14 protein-coding genes are annotated in these 17,172 nt (G+C 60.5%); 1 reads left to right on the forward strand and 13 read right to left on the reverse strand.

Going from position 1 to position 17,172, the window contains the following annotated elements; genetic code table 11:
• On the forward strand, positions 1-1,905 hold the full coding sequence (dxs, locus tag ACE3NW_RS00195) for a 1-deoxy-D-xylulose-5-phosphate synthase (protein WP_374279362.1): 1,905 nt from the start codon (positions 1-3) through the stop codon (positions 1,903-1,905).
• A gap of 147 nt (positions 1,906-2,052) precedes the next feature.
• Here the strand turns inward: dxs and ACE3NW_RS00200 are convergent, their stop codons facing one another.
• The 13 genes from ACE3NW_RS00200 to argH form a co-directional block, all read right to left on the reverse strand.
• A complete protein-coding gene (locus tag ACE3NW_RS00200) occupies positions 2,053-2,598 on the reverse strand; it encodes a serine/threonine protein kinase (protein ID WP_374279363.1) in 546 nt (181 codons plus the stop codon).
• A complete protein-coding gene (gene queC, locus ACE3NW_RS00205; RefSeq protein ID WP_374279364.1) occupies positions 2,598-3,356 on the reverse strand; it encodes a 7-cyano-7-deazaguanine synthase QueC in 759 nt (252 codons plus the stop codon). The genes ACE3NW_RS00200 and queC overlap by 1 nt, the downstream gene beginning before the upstream one ends.
• On the reverse strand, positions 3,353-4,084 hold the full coding sequence (locus ACE3NW_RS00210; protein WP_374279365.1) for a thermonuclease family protein: 732 nt from the start codon (positions 4,082-4,084) through the stop codon (positions 3,353-3,355). Before ACE3NW_RS00210 ends, queC begins: the two co-directional genes overlap by 4 nt.
• 102 nt (positions 4,085-4,186) lie before the next feature.
• Positions 4,187-5,956 carry an RNA polymerase sigma factor RpoD gene (gene rpoD / locus ACE3NW_RS00215; RefSeq protein ID WP_374279366.1) on the reverse strand — a complete coding sequence of 590 codons (1,770 nt, stop codon included), beginning with the start codon at positions 5,954-5,956 and terminating at the stop codon, positions 4,187-4,189.
• Positions 5,943-7,676: a DNA primase gene (gene dnaG / locus ACE3NW_RS00220; protein WP_374279367.1), complete on the reverse strand. Its 1,734-nt coding sequence runs from the start codon at positions 7,674-7,676 to the stop codon at positions 5,943-5,945. The genes rpoD and dnaG overlap by 14 nt, the downstream gene beginning before the upstream one ends.
• Positions 7,677-7,694: 18 nt before the next feature.
• A complete protein-coding gene (locus ACE3NW_RS00225; protein WP_374279368.1) occupies positions 7,695-10,109 on the reverse strand; it encodes an endonuclease MutS2 in 2,415 nt (804 codons plus the stop codon).
• 279 nt (positions 10,110-10,388) lie between these two features.
• Positions 10,389-10,856, reverse strand: coding sequence for a GatB/YqeY domain-containing protein (locus tag ACE3NW_RS00230; RefSeq protein ID WP_374279614.1), 468 nt, complete (start codon positions 10,854-10,856; stop codon positions 10,389-10,391).
• Positions 10,857-11,009: 153 nt separating this feature from the next.
• Positions 11,010-11,213: a 30S ribosomal protein S21 gene (gene rpsU, locus ACE3NW_RS00235; protein ID WP_183718206.1), complete on the reverse strand. Its 204-nt coding sequence runs from the start codon at positions 11,211-11,213 to the stop codon at positions 11,010-11,012.
• Between the two features lie 298 nt (positions 11,214-11,511).
• The gene (locus ACE3NW_RS00240; protein WP_374279369.1) at positions 11,512-11,784 is read right to left on the reverse strand and encodes an HU family DNA-binding protein; all 273 of its coding nucleotides are present in this window, start codon (positions 11,782-11,784) and stop codon (positions 11,512-11,514) included.
• A 111-nt stretch (positions 11,785-11,895) separates the two neighbouring features.
• The gene (gene rsmA / locus ACE3NW_RS00245; protein WP_374279370.1) at positions 11,896-12,717 is read right to left on the reverse strand and encodes a 16S rRNA (adenine(1518)-N(6)/adenine(1519)-N(6))-dimethyltransferase RsmA; all 822 of its coding nucleotides are present in this window, start codon (positions 12,715-12,717) and stop codon (positions 11,896-11,898) included.
• A gap of 6 nt (positions 12,718-12,723) precedes the next feature.
• On the reverse strand, positions 12,724-14,766 hold the full coding sequence (gene fusA, locus ACE3NW_RS00250; RefSeq protein ID WP_374279371.1) for an elongation factor G: 2,043 nt from the start codon (positions 14,764-14,766) through the stop codon (positions 12,724-12,726).
• Between the two features lie 98 nt (positions 14,767-14,864).
• Positions 14,865-15,737, reverse strand: coding sequence for a hypothetical protein (locus tag ACE3NW_RS00255; RefSeq protein WP_374279372.1), 873 nt, complete (start codon positions 15,735-15,737; stop codon positions 14,865-14,867).
• A 24-nt stretch (positions 15,738-15,761) separates the two neighbouring features.
• Positions 15,762-17,159: an argininosuccinate lyase gene (gene argH / locus ACE3NW_RS00260; RefSeq protein WP_374279373.1), complete on the reverse strand. Its 1,398-nt coding sequence runs from the start codon at positions 17,157-17,159 to the stop codon at positions 15,762-15,764.
• Between the last annotated feature and the right edge of the window lie 13 nt (positions 17,160-17,172).

The raw sequence follows: 17,172 nt of genomic DNA on the forward strand, positions 1-17,172 counted from the left end.
ATGGATACGAAAGAGCACAGCGGCGTGCTGGACGGTATTGAAAGCCCGGCCCAGCTGAACAAATTTTCTGATGCCCAGCTGGCCCAGCTGGCTGGAGAAGTGCGCAGCCGTATTATTGAAACGGTTTCGCGCAATGGCGGGCATCTTGCGCCCTCTCTGGGCGTGGTGGAACTGACCCTGGCCCTGCTGGCCACCTTCAATGTGGAGCACGACAAGCTCATATGGGACGTGGGACACCAGGCCTATGCCTACAAGATGTTGACGGGGCGCGCCAAAAATTTTCATACATTGCGGTCATTTGGCGGTATTTCAGGCTTTCCGCGCATGGAGGAAAGCCCGTATGACCACTTTGGCGTGGGCCATTCCTCCACGTCCATTTCTGCCGCTCTGGGCATGGCCCTGGCGCGTGACCTTTCCTGTCTCAAGCACCACGTGCTGGCTGTTATCGGTGATGGTTCTCTTACGGCGGGCGAGGCCTTTGAGGGCCTGAACCTCGCCGGGCACATGGGGCGGCGGCTCATTGTGGTGCTCAACGACAATGAAATGTCCATTTCGCCCAACGTGGGCGCGCTTTCGCTGTTTTTGAGCCGCACGCTTTCGCAGCGCTGGGTGCGCCAAACCCGCAAGGAAGTGCTCAATTTCCTGCGTTCCATTCCGCGAATCGGTCAAAAGCTGGCGGTTTACGCCATGCGGGGCGAGTGGAGCTTCAAGTCTTTCTTTACGCCGGGCATGCTGTTTGAGGCTTTTCGCTTCAACTACATCGGCCCTGTGGACGGCCACGACATCACAAGCCTGCGCCGCCATCTGGAAATGGCCGCCGCCATTGAGGACGGCCCGGTGCTGCTGCACGTGCGCACGCAAAAGGGCAAGGGCTACGGCCCGGCAGAAAAAAATCCCACTCTCTACCACGGCATTGGCCTGTTCACGCCCGAAACCGGGCAGCCCCTGCCCTCCACCGCCAAGCTGCCTTCGTTCACTACGGTGTTCAGCAATACGCTGACCGAGCTTGCCGAGCACAATGACAAGATCATTGCCATCACAGCGGCCATGCCCGAAGGCACGGGCACAGACAAGTTCCGCGCGCGTTTTCCCGACCGATTTGTGGATGTGGGCATTTGCGAGCAGCATGCCGTAACCTTTGCGGCGGGCCTTGCCAGCCAGGGCTATCGCCCGGCGCTGGCGGTGTACTCCACCTTTTTGCAGCGTTCGTATGATCAGGTTGTGCATGATGTGTGTCTGCAAAATCTGCCCGTCACTTTTTGCGTAGACCGTGCGGGCCTTGTGGGCGAAGACGGAGCCACCCATCACGGGGCCTTTGATATCGCCTATCTGCGGCATATTCCCAACATTTCCATGCTGGCCCCGCGCAACGAAAATCTGTTGCGCCACTGCCTGCACACGGCATTGTGCCATCCCGGGCCCTGTGCCCTGCGTTACCCGCGCGGCAGCGCCTTTGGCGTGCCCTCGGACGGCGCACCCCGGCTGCTGACCCCCGGCAGGGGCGAAGTGCTGCAACAGGGCGAGGGCCTTGCGGTGATCGCCCTTGGCAACCGCGCCCACCCGGCCCTGGAAGCGGCGGCAATGGTGGAACGGCAAACCGGGATCAAGCCTCTTGTATTCGACCCCGTATGGATCAAACCCCTGCCTGAAGAGCAGCTGGCCGAAATCGCCAATACCTTTGACCGCATTCTTATTGTGGAAGAAGGCGTACTGGCCGGGGGCTTTTCTTCTGCCGTGCTTGAGTTCTGGAATGACCGGGGCCTCATGCGCGGCCAGCGCATCAAGCGCCTTGGCCTGCCCGACCACTTTGTTGAGCACGGCAGCCAGCTGCGCCTGCGCGAGCTTGTGGGCCTGCGCACCAACAATATTGCCGAGGCCATGCTGGAACTGGTGGGGAAAAAATAGCCCTGCCCGCCCTGTGAATGTCAATGCGCCGGAATGCCTGCCAGTTGCGGGCCATCCGGCGCATTTTTCATCTGCTGCATTAAAAAAAGCCACGGGCCGTGCCTGTGGCTTTGTCATGATCTGGATGGGGCGGGGGCTTTGGCGGGGCTAGTCTGCCTGAATGTCGTACTGCTCCAGCTTGTCCCACACGGCGCTGATGACCATGGCCATAATGGCCGCAAGGCGGGCCTTGGCGTGGTCGTCCGGCGGGGTGGCCTGGCCGCGCAGATTGGCAGCCTGCACAGCAAGGCGCTGGCAGAAAAGATCGGGGCACTGCGCCTGCTGTTCCTGCGCCAGCAGGGGCATGTACTGTGCAAATGGGCCGTCCACAAAGGCGTTGAGGGCTGCGTTGACAGCCTCTTCGTCCGCGCTGTCAAAATTACCGCTGGCAGCCGCCAGCAGATGGCCGGTCTGCCGCAGATAGGCCAGAAAAACCGTATTGGGCGCGTGCTGCATGATGGCTGCGGTAACCACCGCATGCACAAAGGCGCGCCATTCTGCGCAAAACATCTCCGCACCGGGGCCAGCCAGATATTCCTCTGGCATTTGTGCGCCGCTGGCCATGTTGATAATGTCGGCGGTCTTGCTGTTGATCTGAAAGAGTATGCAGGCCGCTTCCAGACCCTGGGCGGCACTGAGCTGCTTTTTGGACATCAGGCTTCATCCTTTGGGCAGTTTGGGCCCTGTTCTGCCAGGGCTTGCGCGTAGGCCGCGTAGCCAGCGGCGCGCAGGCGGCAGGCCGGGCATGTGCCGCAGCCATAGCCCCAGGGCTGCCGTTGGCCGCGCTGGCCCATGTAGCAGGTGTGGCTTTCTTCCACAATCAGGTCTACCAGGGCATCGCCGCCCAGCTCTCTGGCCAGCATCCAGGCGTCTTTTTTGCTGCGCCACATCAGCGGCGTGTGCAGGGTAAACTGCGCATCCATGCCGCTGTTTACCGCAACCTGCATGGCCTTTATGCTGTCGTCGCGGCAGTCTGGGTAACCGGAGTAATCGCTCTGGCAGACGCCCAGCACAAGATGCCGGATATTTTTGGCATAGGCCCAGGCGGCGGCGTGCAGGATAAAAATGAGATTGCGCCCCGGCACAAAGGTATTGGGCAGACCATTGGCCCCGTGTTCGTCAATGGGCGTATCAGAGGTCAGGGCCGTGTCGGCCAGCTGGCGAAAAATATCGAGGTTAAGCAGGGTGTCGGCCCCCAGGCGTTCGGCCCACAGGGGGGTTTGCGCTGCAATGCCCTCGCGCACGCGCATGCGGCAGGCAAGCTCTACCGAGTGGCGCTGGCCGTAATCAAAACCCAGGGTGAATACCCGCTGAAAGCGGCTGAGCGCCCAGGCCAGGCAGGTGGCGGAATCCTGCCCGCCAGAAAAAACGACAAGTGCCTGTTGTTCAAGCAGGGGCGAGGTGGTGTTCATTTTGCGTCTGGCCAGATGTTGCAGGGCCTGGCCGGAGCATAACCGGCCATAAAGGCATCCATGAGTGTGCCAAAAAATACGCGGTTTCGGGGCTTGATGTGCTGCACCTCTGCGCAGTCTGTGGGGAAAAACCGCATGGATTCGCGGTTGCCGAGGTAGGTTTTTTTGGCGGCGGGCAGGGTGAGTATATGTGCCCACATGCCCCGCCGGGCAGCGATGGCCTCGTGCTGAAGCTTGCGCAGCCTCTCCTGAAAATGGGCGCTCTGCTCGGTGTGGGGATACACAAAGGCCGCACCGTTGCGCACCATGGTGTCTGAAAGCGAGTGGCCGTCGGGCAAGATGACATCGGCCACAATGCGGCCATAGTGATCCTTGCCCTTGGCGTCCACAGCCACAAGGCGCACTTCCTTGCCCTGGGCCAGGCGCGTGAGCTGCTCTGTGGCCTCGCGGGCAAAATACTGCGGCTTGTGCTTGCCGTGGTCCATTTCTGGGGCATCTATGCCCGCAAGGCGCACCGTGCGCCGGTCTGTGAGCTTGATGGTGTCGCCGTCAAAGCATTTGGCAACCTTGCCTGTGGTGGCTTGCTGCTCTGCGGCGGGGGCAGCCCCAACAGCGCTTGCAAGCACCAGCAGGCACAAAAGAACAAGCACAAAGGCATGCGCCGGGGTATGTTTTTTGCCAGCCGATAATGAAGGCCAGCGGAAAAGCTTTGGCATGTGTTTCAGCATGAGGGCTTTGCTCATTCGTTGCTGTGAGTGTGCGGAATGGGCTTTGGGGTCAAAGACCGCGCATGCCCGGCAGGACATCCTGTCGGGCATGCGCGATGATAATCAGTTTTCGTAATAGGAACGCAGGGGCTGGCTGCGAACGGGGTGGCGAAGCTTGCGCAGGGCCTTGGCCTCGATCTGGCGGATACGTTCACGCGTAACGTTAAAGAGCTTGCCCACTTCTTCAAGGGTGTGGTCGCTCTTTTCTGCAATGCCAAAACGTTTGCGCAGCACCTGTTCCTCACGGGGGGTGAGGTCGGCCAGCACGGCGGCAAGCTGCTCGGAAAGCTTGGTATTGATGACTTCTTCAGCCGGTGCAACGGCCTTTTTATCTTCAATAAAGTCGCCGAGGCTCGAATCTTCTTCGTCGCCAATGGGCGTCTCAAGCGAGATGGGCTCCTTGGCGATCTTGAGCACTTTTTTGACCTTTTCCACCGGGTATTCCATACGCTCGGCGATTTCCTCGGGGGTGGGGTCGCGCCCCAGTTCCTGCACAAGGTAGCGCGAGGTGCGGATAAGCTTGTTGATGGTTTCGATCATGTGTACGGGAATACGGATGGTGCGGGCCTGGTCGGCAATGGCGCGGGTAATGGCCTGACGGATCCACCACGTGGCATACGTGGAAAACTTGTAGCCGCGCTGGTATTCAAACTTGTCTACGGCCTTCATGAGGCCGATGTTGCCTTCCTGAATAAGATCGAGGAATTGCAGGCCACGGTTGGTGTATTTTTTGGCAATGGAAACAACCAGGCGCAGGTTGGAGCGGATAAGCTCCTGCTTGGCGCGCATGGCGGCGGTATTGCCGCGCTTGATGCGCCACAGCACTTCTTCAAGATCAGTGACGTTGTGGCAGCACTTTTCCTGCAAGCGGCTGAGAATTTCAATCTTGCCGATGATCATTTCCTTGAACGAAAACAGCTCGTCCACGCTCAGCTTGAGGTCGCGTGCTGCCTCGTTGGGGTTCACCTCGCGCTTGTCCAGCCCGTCAAACATGGCCTGAATTTCTGCCTGGGTGCGCCCGGTAGAAAGAATGTAGGCCGAAAGGTCGCGCTGGCAGTTGTGCATCTGGCGCACGTAGTCCTCGACCGTTTCAATGATGCGGTCGATGAGCGTTTTTTCCAGCTTGATGTCGCGCAGGCGGGTGACGATTTCGTCCTTGAAGCTGATGATTTCTTTCTGCACTGCGGTAACGCGGCGGTCCATGCAGGCGCAGGCATCGAGCTTTTTGTAAATCTTGCGTTTTTTCTTGAAGGTCTGCTTGATTTCGTCCAGCAGCAGAATAACGCGGGTGCGCTGGTTCATTTCGTCTTCGCTGGGGTCGTCTTCTTCAATGGTTTTGACCACGTCCTTCAGTTTGACGCGGTTCTGGCGCAAGTCTTCGCCCACATTGATGAGTTCTTCAACGGCCACAGGCACTTCAACCAGAGCGTACAGCACGTCCTGTTCGCCCATTTCGATCTTCTTGGCGATGACAACTTCGCCATCGCGGTCGAGCAGGGGCACGGCGCCCATTTCACGCAGATACATGCGCACGGGATCGGTGCTGCGCGAGGAATAGTCTGCCGTGTCCTCGTCTTCAGACAGATCCAGCGAGCCCTCGGTAATGTCTTCGTCAGTCTCGGTGGTGGCGGCGGAAATCTTTTTTCCGTCTTTTTCCGAATCCACAATGACAATTTCGAGCTGTTCAAAGATGCCGATTATTTCCTCAAATTGCTCAGGCGTGCTCATTTCAACGGGCAGGGCCTTGTTGACCTCTTCAAAGGTCAGAAAGCCCGCGCCCTTGCCTTTGGCAATAAGGGACTGTATCTGCTGGATATCTTTAAGATTGCTCATGCCCTTTCTCCAAGGTTTCCTTAAGTGCGCGAAGATAATCTAAATCAGCTTCAAAGTCACCTATGCCGGTATTGGCCCGCATGGCCGCCGACAGCGAGGATGCCTGAGCTGACGCGTAATATTGGTCTAGCGACTGTCGCAACAATTCCAGTTCTTTTTCGCCACTGTCGCAGGGTGCGGCCTCTGGGCCGCGACTTTTGCACCAGAAGTTTTTTTCCCGTTCGTCAAGCTGGTAAAATACTTCTTCCGGCCCGTGGGTTTCAATTTTGTCCCACAGCCGCCGCGCAATGTCTGACCTCAAGGCCAGATCTGCCCCCATTTCCTGCATGTCCCGCAGGCGGTGGGGGTACCGCACGGCAAACATCATTATTTCGCGGTCGCGTATATTCTGCCGCGAACGTGTGGTTGATAGTGCCTGCGGCTGACCTTCCTTGCGCTGCCCGCGCGTACCGGCCAGGCCCTCGCGCAGGTCAGCTTCCGAAAGCTGCAAGTGCGCCGCCAGCCGTGATATGTACGGGCTGATAAGCTCAGGAATATCAAGCTGACGCAAAAAATTGCGCGCCCATTCCACTGTTTCGCGCGGGGCAAGGGCCTTGAGCACATCCACGCAAAAGCGCAGGCCGTCGGGGGCCTGTGCCTGCAATGTCTCAAAGGCTTCACGGCCTTGGCCGCGCAGCAAACTGTCTATGTCTTCGCCTTCGGGCATGATCACCACACTGCACGATAGGCCGCGTGTAAGCAGCATTTCGCACGAGCGTAGGGCTGCCTTGCGTCCGGCGCGGTCGCCGTCAAACAGCAGGGTCATCTGCGATGCAAAACCCGAAAGGCGTTTTATCTGTTCAGGCGTAAGGGCCGTGCCCAGCACCCCAACGGCGTTGTCGTAGCCGAACTGGTGCAGGGTGAGCACGTCCATGTACCCCTCTGTCAAAAGCGCGCGGCCCTTGGTAACAATGCCGCGCCTCGCCTGCGCCAGACCGTAAAGATGCTCCCCCTTTTTATACAGGGGCGTGTCGGCGCTGTTGATGTACTTGGCCTCTTCTTCATCGGCGATAATGCGGCCGCCAAAGGCGATGATCTGGTTTGACAGGCTCTTGATGGGAAAGATGAGCCGCCCGCGAAACCTGTCGTATGGCCGCCCGCCGCTCGATTGCCCCGCAAGCCCGGCCTCTGCGGCCATGCGCATGTCAAAGCCCGCACGGCGCAGGGCATCGGCCAGCGACTGCCATTCGCGCCTGGCCCAGCCAAGGCCAAAGCGCTGTACTATCTCATCGCTCAAACCGCGTTTTTCTATATACCTTCTGCATTCTTCCGCTTCGGCACTTTGCAGGGCCGAGGCAAAATGCCCTGCGGCCAGCTCGTACATGCGCAGCATCTGCTGCCGTGCCGAACGCTGCTTGCGTTCCTGCCCGTCGCGCTGCGGATCGCGCGGGCCACGGTCAATGGTAACGCCCGCTTCGCCAGCCAGCTGTTCAAGGGTTTCCTTAAAATCAAGCCCGTTGATGCGGCTGTAAAAATCAAAAATATCGCCCGATGCGTGGCAGCCAAAACAGTAAAAAAGCCCCTGATCTTCGTTGACAGAAAAGGAAGGCTTGGTTTCCTGATGGAAGGGGCATGGCGCAACCCAGCGCGGCCCGTTGCGCTTCAGCTCCACATAGCGGCGCACCACGTCAACGATATTAAGGCGCTCCTTGATGGCGCGAATTGCGTCCCTGGACTGCATGGGTCACACGCCTGCGTGTTAACGAAAATTCACAATGGTCATGCCGTCGCCGCCACGGTCTTCGGGCGCAAGGGCAAAATGCCCCACAGCGGGAAAACCACGCAGAAAATCGTGCACCTGACGGCGCAAAGCGCCAGTACCCCTGCCGTGGACCACCTCCACCTCTGAAAAACCGGCAAGCAGGGCCTTGTCCATAAAACGCTCCAGCTCCGCAAGGGCCACATCGGCCCGCATGCCGCGCATATCAAGCCGCAGCGAAGCACCCTCACCGCCCGATGTATGCCCAACCACACCGCGTGTGGCAGCTCTGGCCTGCGGGGCGGATGCCTGACCGGGCACGCGCAGGGCCTTCATTTCGGCCCAAAGGTTCACGCCGTTCATCTCAAGGCGCACACGGCCACGGCGTTCGTCCACATCGGTGATGACGCCGTGCTTGTTGAATACGGTGTGCAGCACCTGCTGCCCCGTCGTAAATGTCTGGGGCTGGGGCAGTACTGACTGGCCCTCTGCTGTTTCGTCCTGAGCGGGCGCCAGCGAGGCCCGCAGGCGCGACATTTCCTTAAGCGCCTGCTTGTGGGTTGCGCGTCCTTCCTTCCAGGCGCGCATGAGCTCACCAGCCCTGGTGCGCACCTCGTCGTGCAGGCGAATGCGCTCATTTTCAAACTTGTCGCGCATATCCTGTGTCTGGCGGCGCGTTTTTTCCTGCTCGCGCTTGAGCTCTGTCAGTTCATCCTCGCGCCGGGCGGCAAGATCGTTGAGCCTGCCCAGCAGGGCCGTGGCGTCCTGCCCGTCCTGCAACAGATAATGCTCTGCCCTGCGCACAATGCTTTCCGCAAGGCCGTGCTCGCGGGCCACATCCAGCGCCTGACTGGCCCCCACCTGATCGTAGGCCAGCCTGAACAGAGGTCTTTTGCTTTGCGGATCAAACAGCATGGAGGCCGCCCGCGCGCCCTCACGCGTGAGTGCATAGCTTTTGAGCGCGGGAAAATGCGTGGCCGACAGAACAAAGGTATGTTTGTCGAGCAATTCGTCAAGTACCGCCTGCGCAAGGGCAGCGCCCTGGGCCGGGTCTGTGCCCGCGCCAAATTCGTCGAGCAGCACAAGGCTGCTGGCGTCAAGATGTTTCCAGGCCTTGGCTAGGTGCTCGATCTGGGCGGTAAAGGTGGAAACATTGTCGGCGAGGCTCTGCTCGTCGCCGATAAAGGCATCCAGTCTGCTGAACCAGGGCAGGTGCGAACCGGGACCAACAGGCACGGGCAGGCCGCTCAGGGTCATGGCCGCGATGAGTCCAAGGGTTTTGAGGCATACGGTTTTGCCGCCCGCATTGCCGCCGGTGATAACCAGCGCACGCTCGCCGGGGCGCAGCACAATATCCAGGGGCCGCACGCGGCTTTGGGCCAGGGCTGCGGCAGTGCCAGCCTTGGCATCCTTGCCTTTATCCCTGGCGGCTTCGGCCACGCGGTTGAGCATGAGCAGGGGGTGGCGGGCATCGAGCAGCTGAATGCCCTCGGCCACGGGGGTGAGCGGCAGGCAGCGGCCATCAAAAAGGGCAGCCAGCTTGCGCTTGGCCTGCAAAATATCGAGCTGGGCAAGCAGATCGAGGGCAGCGCGCGCGCCGGGCAGTTCCGCCTCAAGCAGGGTGCGCAGATAAACCAGAACCTTGCGTTCTTCTTCGCGTTCTTCGCGTTTCAGTTCCTGAAGGCGGTTGTTGATCTCCACCAGAAACATGGGTTCAAAGTAGCAGGTTTCGCCTGTTTGCGACCAGTCGTGGATGATGCCCTGCATGCGGCCCTTGAAGTTGGCCTTGAGGGGCAGCACATAGCGGTCGGACGAGAGCGTCATGAACTCGTCTTGCAGATAGGCCAGCATGTTGTACTGCTGGGCAAAATCCTTGACCTTGTGCATGCAGCTTTGGTGCAGGCGGCGCAGTTCGCCGCGCAGGCGGTAGAGCTCTGGCGAGCTTTCGTCGCGCAGCAGGCCGTCGTCTGAAATGCAGCGCAAAAGAGCCGCCGTAAGCTGTACGGGCAGGGGCGAGCCGTCGGCCATGGCCAGCAGATGCGGCCAGCGGGTGGCGGCTTCGGGCTGGGCTATGGAGGCGTGGGCTTCCTTGGCAAGGCGCAGTACTTCGCGCAGCGCCCAAAAGGCGTCCACATCGGGCTGAAAGGCATGGGCACGGCTGGTTGATGCGGCGCGCAAGAGGCCGCTCACATCAGGAAAGGAGCCACCGCTAAAAACCGCTCCGCCCGGTACGGGGCGGCTGGCCCAGTCGGCGGCTTCTTCATAGATGCGGGTGGCAATGGTTACCGCTTCTGCATCTTCCAGCGGGGCAATGGCCTGCGCGCGGTCGCGCCCCACGCCAGAGAGGCACAGAGCGGCGAGGTGGTCAGCAATGCGGTGAAATTCAAGGGCATTGAGCGTGCGGGCGTGGATCATGCGGTAACTGCCTTAAAGCGTTGGGGTTGCGCGAACAAACACGCTTGCCCGTGGAGCGGTCATAAAGGTCGAAAATCGGTAGGACTCAGGCGCACACAAATACACAGCCGCCCAGCGGACGCACCAAAACATTCGGCGCACAGCCGGTCAGCCGCCCCAGAGGCGTGGTCAGTCGGTGCAAGGCTGTTGCTCCAAGACGAAACGACTCCCGCAAGATTGCATGCCAACTCAAAACGGGACACCGATGGGGGATAGCCCCCGTGGAAAAGTGGCCGAAACCTAGGGCTGCAAGCGTTTTTTGACCGCTTCAGAAAGGGCTTTGCCGTCAACACGGCCCTTGTGGCCCGCCATGATGGCAGAAATGACCTTGCCCATATCCTTGGGCGAAGTAGCGCCCACCTCAGCCACGGTGGCGTCGATGAGGGCCGCAAGTTCATCCGCCGAAAGGGGCTTGGGCATGTATTCTTTAAGAATGACAAGTTCCGCAGCTTCCTTGTCGGCCAAATCGGTACGGCCTGCCGCCGTGAACTGGTCGATGGAATCCTGCCGCTGCTTGCCTTCCTTGATGATGAGGTCAAGCATTTCCTCATCGGCAAGGCTGCCGCCGGGGCGTCTGAGATCCACCAGGCGATTTTTTACCGCCGTCTTCAGGAGGCGCAGCACGGTAAGGCGCACGCTGTCCTTGGCTTTGTAGGCCGTGATGTAGTCTTTGTCGATCTGCTCAAAAAGCGTGGTGGTGACGGTCATGGCGGTGGTGGGGTGGAGGGTGGAGAAAAGCAGAAAACGCGGGAAGCCCTGGGGGCCTCCCGCATAACTGGCCGAATGAACGGAGCGATGGCTGGCATCGCACGGCCTGCCCATTGCCGAGCTGGCTCTGCAATGGGCACAGGGCATTGCTGCCTAGGCCATGTTCATCTTCCTGATTTTTTTCATCAGCCGCTTCCGGGCGGCGGCCTTCTTCTTTTTACGCATAACGCTGGGCTTTTCGTAGTGCTGGCGCTTCTTCATTTCAGAAAGAACGCCCGCCTTTTCTACCTGCTTCTTAAAGCGGCGCAGTGCGATGTCGAAGTTATAGTCGTCGTCGTTAAGAAAAACTCCGGGCAAGAAAATCACCCCCTTCGGCGGTGGGGCATGATCAATGACCATGGCCCTCAAAATATGAACTGCACTTGTAGCCTTCGCCGGGCAAAAAGGCAAGCCCAAAGTGCGGAAAAATGAATATTTTTCCGTAACCAGGGGTGTTGCCGCGCAAATATTTGCTCCAATGCCCTGAATGCTGCTGGCGTAGGCCGCAAGGGGCGGGCAGTGGCAGCAGATTACGCAACTGGCAAAAGCAAAAGCCAACAGCCCTGCGGCAGTTGGCACAAAAAAAGCCGTTACGCCCAGCGTAACGGCTTGCAGATCAGTTCAGGGAGTCTTTAAGCATTTTGCCGGGACGGAATTTGAGAATCTTGCAGGCGGGTATGGTGAGCGTGTCACCCGTGCGGGGATTGCGGCCCTGACGGGACTTGCGGGTTTCAACCGCAAAGGTGCCAAAACCCGTGAGGGTCAGTTTGGATTCTTCAACAAGCGCTTCTTCAACAGAACCAAGAAAAGCATTAAGGGCACGCTCTGCGGCAGCCTTGGTCAGATTTGCCTTGGCGGCAATTTTTTCAACCAGATCAGCTTTAGTCATCAGCACATCCTCCTGAAAAATTTCCCCGGCTTGAGTTTTCTGCCAGCAAGCAGCGGCGGCAAGAACCGCCGCGCATAACGTTTAAAAGACAGTGGCTAAACTCAAAACTTTTTATGCATTATTGTCAAGCTGCTCGGCCCAAAAAGCGGCCAGGGCCTGAAAATCTTTGTTGGCGAGGGCTTCGGGGCGCAGGCTTGGGTCGATGCCGGTTTTTTCCAGTGCGGCCTCCAGACCTGGCTGGCCGCTGCGCCGAAAAACACCGCCAAGCTGCTTGCGGCGCTGCTGAAAGCAAACGCGCAAAAGCCGCGCAAGCACCTTGGGGTGGGCGGGCCTGTGTTCTGGCGGCAGGGGTTCAAACGACAGCACCGCAGAATCCACCTTGGGCGGCGGGCTAAAGGCCCCCGGCCCCACAATAAATTCCATGCGCGGTCGGGCGTAGCTTTGCACCCATACAGAAAGCGCGCCATAGTGGTTGGTGTTGGGTTGCGCGGCCAGCCTCTGGCCCACCTCTTTTTGCACCATGAATGCCGCACGCTTCCAGCCCGTGGCACGCGAAACTATATCCCATATGAGGGGCGAGGCCACGTTGTAGGGCAGATTGCCAATGATCTTCCACGGGTTTTGCGGGGTGATGCGCCGCCAGTCAAAGCGCAGGGCATCGGTCAGAACCGCCTGGGTGCGGGCCTCGCCGAGCCGCTGGCGTTCTGCCGCCCAGTGGTTGTCTTTTTCAAGCAGCAGCAGGCGCGCGTGGGGCTGTTCCTCTATGGCGCGTGTGAGCGCGCCGGGGCCGGGGCCGATTTCCAGCACCATGTCGTCTGGCTTGGGCAACAGCAGCATGGCAATGCGGCGGCAGATGTCCTCGCGCTTTAAAAAGTGCTGGCCGAGGCTTTTTTTTGCGCGGGGCTGGCCGTGTGTGGATTCGTGTTGCTGCATAATACCTCAGGGCAGATCAAAGCGGTCAAAGGTCATTACCAGCCCGGTGCGGCCCTGGGTGACCGAACGCAGGGAGGTGGAAAAGCCGAAGAGACGGCGCAAGGGCGCAGTGCCGCGCAGGGTTTTGCGCCCGCCGTGGTCTTCCATGTCCTCAACCTTGCCGCCGCAGGTGGTGAACATGGTGATGGACGCTCCCAAGAAGTCCTCTGGCGCGGTGATTTCCACGCGCATGACAGGCTCAAGAACCACGGGAGTGGCCGCCGCCAGGGCTTCGCGCAGGGCCTGCCCCGCCGCCATGCGGGAACCGGGAACCGTGGTCACCCCCTCTTGCCGTTCCACAGCCGTGAGGGTCACGGCCACGTCTTCCACCGGGTAGCCGGTGAGGTCGCCCGATTGCAGGGCGTCGCGCACGCCTTCAAGGGCGGCATCGAGGTAAACCCTTGGCAGTATTTTGCGGGCCTCGGCGGCATCCTGCGGCAAAAAGTCGCCCACTTCAACAGTATTGCCCGTACCTCTGGCGCGAGGTGCCACGCGCAGGGCCACGGAACCCTGATGGCGTTCCTTGCCCAGTTCCTTATCAAACACCACGGCGGCCTCGGCCTCTTTGCGCACTGTTTCGCGCAGCACCACCTGCGGATTGCCAGCGCGGGGGCTGATGCCGTATTCGCGCTTCATGCGTTCCAGCAGCACATCCAGGTGCAGCTCGCCCATGCCAGAAACATTGCGCGTGCCGGTGTCGTCGTCCATCTGTGCCAGCAGGGTGGGGTCTTCTTCGGTATATCTGGCGAGGGCCTCATCCAGAATCTTGCTTTCGTCGGCATTGCGGGGTTCAATGGCGAGAGTGATGACCGGCGCGTAGGCGTCAATGCTCTCCAGCGCCAGCTGGCGTTCGCGGGCTGTGTAGGTTTCGCCCGTGTGGGCCGAACGCAGGCCAACTACCACCACGATTTCGCCAGCCTCGGCGGTTTCCAGCTGCTCGCGCCTGTCGGCATGGGGGCGGTAGATGCGGCCAAGGCGGTCGTCCTTGCCGCTTGCGGTATTGCGCAGATTTTCGCCCTCGTGGATGCGGCCCGCGTACATTCGTACAAAGGCCAGCTTGCGGCCATTTTCCATCAGTACCTTGAAAACCAGGGCCACCGCCGGGGCATCGGGCGTTGCCTCTACCACAACATCGTTGCCGTCGGCGTCGCGGCCCACAGGCGCGGCAACATCGGCGGGCGAGGGCAGCAGGCCGCACACGGCATCGAGCACCGGCTGCACGCCCATGTTGCGCAGGGCCGAGCCGCAAAATACGGGCGTGAGCGCGCGGGCAAGGGTGGTGCGGCGCAGGGCGGCCAGAACATCGGCCAGCGTAAATGCGCCCTCAAGGTAGGAATCCACAAAGGTATCGTCGGCCTCGGCCAGCTTTTCCAGCAGGGTTTCGCGCCAGGGAGCGGCCAGGGCGGCTTCCTCTGCCGTAAAGGGCGCGCGGTGTACCGTCTGGCCCTGGTCTGCCTGATCAAAGGTCAGGGTCTGCTCATTGACGAGATCGAGCACGGCGCTGAAATTTTCACCCTGGCCCATGGGAATGGTCAGTGCCACCGCATTGGTTTTCAGGCGCTGGTGCATGGCATCGAGCACGGCCTCAAAATCTGCGCCCAGACGGTCAACCTTGTTGATAAAAGCGATTTTGGGCACGCCAAAATCTTCTGACTGCCGCCAAACGGTTTCTGACTGCGGCTCAACACCGCCCACGGCGCAAAATACGCCCACGGCCCCGTCGAGCACGCGCAGCGAGCGCTCCACCTCAATGGTAAAATCCACATGGCCGGGCGTGTCTATCAGATTGATGGTATTTTCGCCCCACTGGCAGGTGGTGCAGGCAGACATGATGGTAATGCCGCGCTCCTGCTCCTCCGGCATGTAATCCATGGTGGCTGCGCCGTCGTGTACCTCGCCCATGCGGTGGATTTTGCGGCTGTAAAAAAGCATGCGCTCTGAAAGCGTGGTTTTGCCCGCGTCGATATGGGCAATAATGCCTATGTTGCGGATATGCTTGATGCTGGGCATGGTTTTGCTCCCAAGGCGAGGTGTTCAGATGATTACAGCTGGCACAGTTGTGTGCCGGGGCGCGTTGCAGCTCACAAATGCCCGGCCTCTGCGAAAGGCTACAGCAGGCCGAAGGCCTGACGCTGCACGCGGAAAAAATCGGGCGTGAGGCCGGGATGCAGCCAGAATCCCTCGCAGCCCGGCGTGAGCGCGGGGGCGCTACAATATGGGAAGGGGCCGGTGCGCCGTTCGCGGCAATGGCCCAGAGCCGCCACGGGCGCAAGGTAGGTGGCGTCGGGGGTGAGGCGCAGGGATGTGTCGAGCGCCGTTTCCAGAGCTTCGGCCTGCGCAAAGGCCAGCGCTTCAAGGTCAAAGGCTTCAGGTTTGGGCAGGCACAGGACTGGCGAGCGCCGCTCCTCATAACAGGGCAGCTCCAGCGCCCGTGCAGCCCCGGCCACGCCGTCCAGTTCGCCCCTGTGCAGCAGCACAAGCCGCCCCGGCCCCGGCTGGGTTTCTTCCAGCAGGGTGCAGAGGCCTGCGCTGTCCATGACAAAGATATCTTCCACCCCAGCCAGTTCCAGCGTGACAAGCGCGTTGTTGCCGGGTGCGCCGCCCACGCATACGGCCCCCACAAGGGGCACGCCGCCAAGCAGGGCGGGCATGCAGGCCGCCGCCAGGCGGGCCGCAGCGGCATAGGCTGGCGTAAAGGCAATGACCGCCCAGGGCGCTGGGTGCGCGATGGAGCGCCGCCAAAAGCCCAGATGGGTATTGCGTATTTCGTTGCGCTGGCTGGTGGTGCATTCGCCAAAATGCATGTGGGCCAGCGCCAGCCCTGTTTTGACAGCGGCACGCAGGTGTGCGGGCGTGGCCTCATACGCGGCGGCGGCAAGGGCATCGTCGAGCCGTGCTTCTTCCGTCCACTGGGGCCAGCACACGGCGGCGGGGGCTTCCGCCCCCGGTTCCTGCCGGTTTTCCATATCAAACAGGGACATGGCGTTCAGCTCCGTTGTTCAGGACTAATCCTTGCCCAGAATCTGGCCAAGCCATTCGCGCATCTGTTCAAGCTGGGCTTCCACAGAACGGGGGCCCGTGCCGCCGGGAGTTTCGCGGCGGCTCACAGCAGCGGCGTATTCCAGAATCGCGTACACCGAATCTTCGATACGCGGCTCAAGAGTCTGAAGTTCGCCAAGTGTGAGGTCTTCAAGCCCCTTGCCCGCCTTTTCGGCCATGGCCACGGCCTGACCGGTGATATGGTGCGCCTCGCGGAAGGGAATACCCTTGCCCACGAGGTAGTCGGCCAGTTCGGTGGCATTGAGAAAGCCCGCCTTGCAGGCCTCGCGCATGCGGTCGGTGCGGAAGGTGAGCTCTTCAAGCATGCCGGCCATGAGGCGCAGCGAGGCTTCCACCGTGCGGTCGGCATCAAGAAAACCTTCCTTGTCTTCCTGCATGTCGCGGTTGTAGGCCAGGGGCAGGCCCTTCATGACCGTGAGCAGGCCCGTAAGCGCGCCGTAAACGCGCCCGGTCTTGCCGCGCATAAGCTCGGCAACGTCGGGATTTTTCTTTTGCGGCATGATGGACGAGCCGGTGGAATAGCCGTCTGAAAGGCGCACAAAGCCAAAGGCTGGGTTGGCCCACAGGATGATTTCTTCGCACAGGCGCGAAAGGTGCATCATGATGGCCGAGCCGTCAAAAAGGGCCTCAAGCACAAAATCGCGGTCAGACACGGCGTCCATGGAGTTGGCGTAAATTTCGGCAAAGCCCACCTCGTCGGCCACGCTCTGCGGGTCGAGGGGGTAGGTTGTTCCGGCCAGGGCTGCCGCGCCAAGGGGAGAAATACGTACCCGTTCAAGGGTGTCCTCAAGGCGCATGGCATCGCGGCGAAACATGGAGGCATAGGCCAGCAGGTGGTGGGCAAGGCTTACGGGCTGGGCGGGTTGCAGATGGGTGCAGCCGGGCAGGATATCTGCCTTGTGCGCGGCTGCCTTGTCGGCCAGCACAGAGCACAGAAAGGCCGCGCGCTGCCGCCAGGTTTCAAGCCGGTCGGCCACAAAAAGGCGAAAGGTCAGACCCACCTGATCGTTGCGGCTGCGGCCCGTGTGCAGTTTTTTGCCCACATCGCCCACAAGCTCGGTGAGCCGCGCCTCAATATTCATGTGTACGTCTTCAAGTTCCGGCTTCCACACAAAGTTGCCAGCCTCGATTTCTTCGCGCACGCGGTCAAGACCGTTGACCAGAATCCGGGCCTCGCTCTGGCTGATGACGCCCTGGCGGCCCAGCATGCGGGCATGCGCCTGCGAAGCGCGGATATCCTGGGCGTAAAGCGCCCTGTCGTAGGATTGCGAATCCGTATACTGGGCCACGGCTTCCTTGGGGCCTTCGGCAAAGCGGCCGCCCCAGCTCTGGTTGGTCTTCATGGTCTGTCCGTTT

It is taken from the genome of Desulfovibrio sp., assembly GCF_041907885.1.
Taxonomy (GTDB): Bacteria; Desulfobacterota; Desulfovibrionia; order Desulfovibrionales; family Desulfovibrionaceae; genus Desulfovibrio.

What these genes read in the sequence shown, in the direction of transcription:
- dxs (WP_374279362.1), top strand. Translation starts at nt 1, where the DNA reads ATGGATACGAAAGAGCACAGCGGCGTGCTGGACGGTATTGAAAGCCCG.
- ACE3NW_RS00200 (WP_374279363.1), bottom strand. Translation starts at nt 2,598, where the DNA reads ATGTCCAAAAAGCAGCTCAGTGCCGCCCAGGGTCTGGAAGCGGCCTGC.
- queC (WP_374279364.1), bottom strand. Translation starts at nt 3,356, where the DNA reads ATGAACACCACCTCGCCCCTGCTTGAACAACAGGCACTTGTCGTTTTT.
- ACE3NW_RS00210 (WP_374279365.1), bottom strand. Translation starts at nt 4,084, where the DNA reads ATGCTGAAACACATGCCAAAGCTTTTCCGCTGGCCTTCATTATCGGCT.
- rpoD (WP_374279366.1), bottom strand. Translation starts at nt 5,956, where the DNA reads ATGAGCAATCTTAAAGATATCCAGCAGATACAGTCCCTTATTGCCAAA.
- dnaG (WP_374279367.1), bottom strand. Translation starts at nt 7,676, where the DNA reads ATGCAGTCCAGGGACGCAATTCGCGCCATCAAGGAGCGCCTTAATATC.
- ACE3NW_RS00225 (WP_374279368.1), bottom strand. Translation starts at nt 10,109, where the DNA reads ATGATCCACGCCCGCACGCTCAATGCCCTTGAATTTCACCGCATTGCT.
- ACE3NW_RS00230 (WP_374279614.1), bottom strand. Translation starts at nt 10,856, where the DNA reads ATGACCGTCACCACCACGCTTTTTGAGCAGATCGACAAAGACTACATC.
- ACE3NW_RS00240 (WP_374279369.1), bottom strand. Translation starts at nt 11,784, where the DNA reads ATGACTAAAGCTGATCTGGTTGAAAAAATTGCCGCCAAGGCAAATCTG.
- rsmA (WP_374279370.1), bottom strand. Translation starts at nt 12,717, where the DNA reads ATGCAGCAACACGAATCCACACACGGCCAGCCCCGCGCAAAAAAAAGC.
- fusA (WP_374279371.1), bottom strand. Translation starts at nt 14,766, where the DNA reads ATGCCCAGCATCAAGCATATCCGCAACATAGGCATTATTGCCCATATC.
- ACE3NW_RS00255 (WP_374279372.1), bottom strand. Translation starts at nt 15,737, where the DNA reads ATGTCCCTGTTTGATATGGAAAACCGGCAGGAACCGGGGGCGGAAGCC.
- argH (WP_374279373.1), bottom strand. Translation starts at nt 17,159, where the DNA reads ATGAAGACCAACCAGAGCTGGGGCGGCCGCTTTGCCGAAGGCCCCAAG.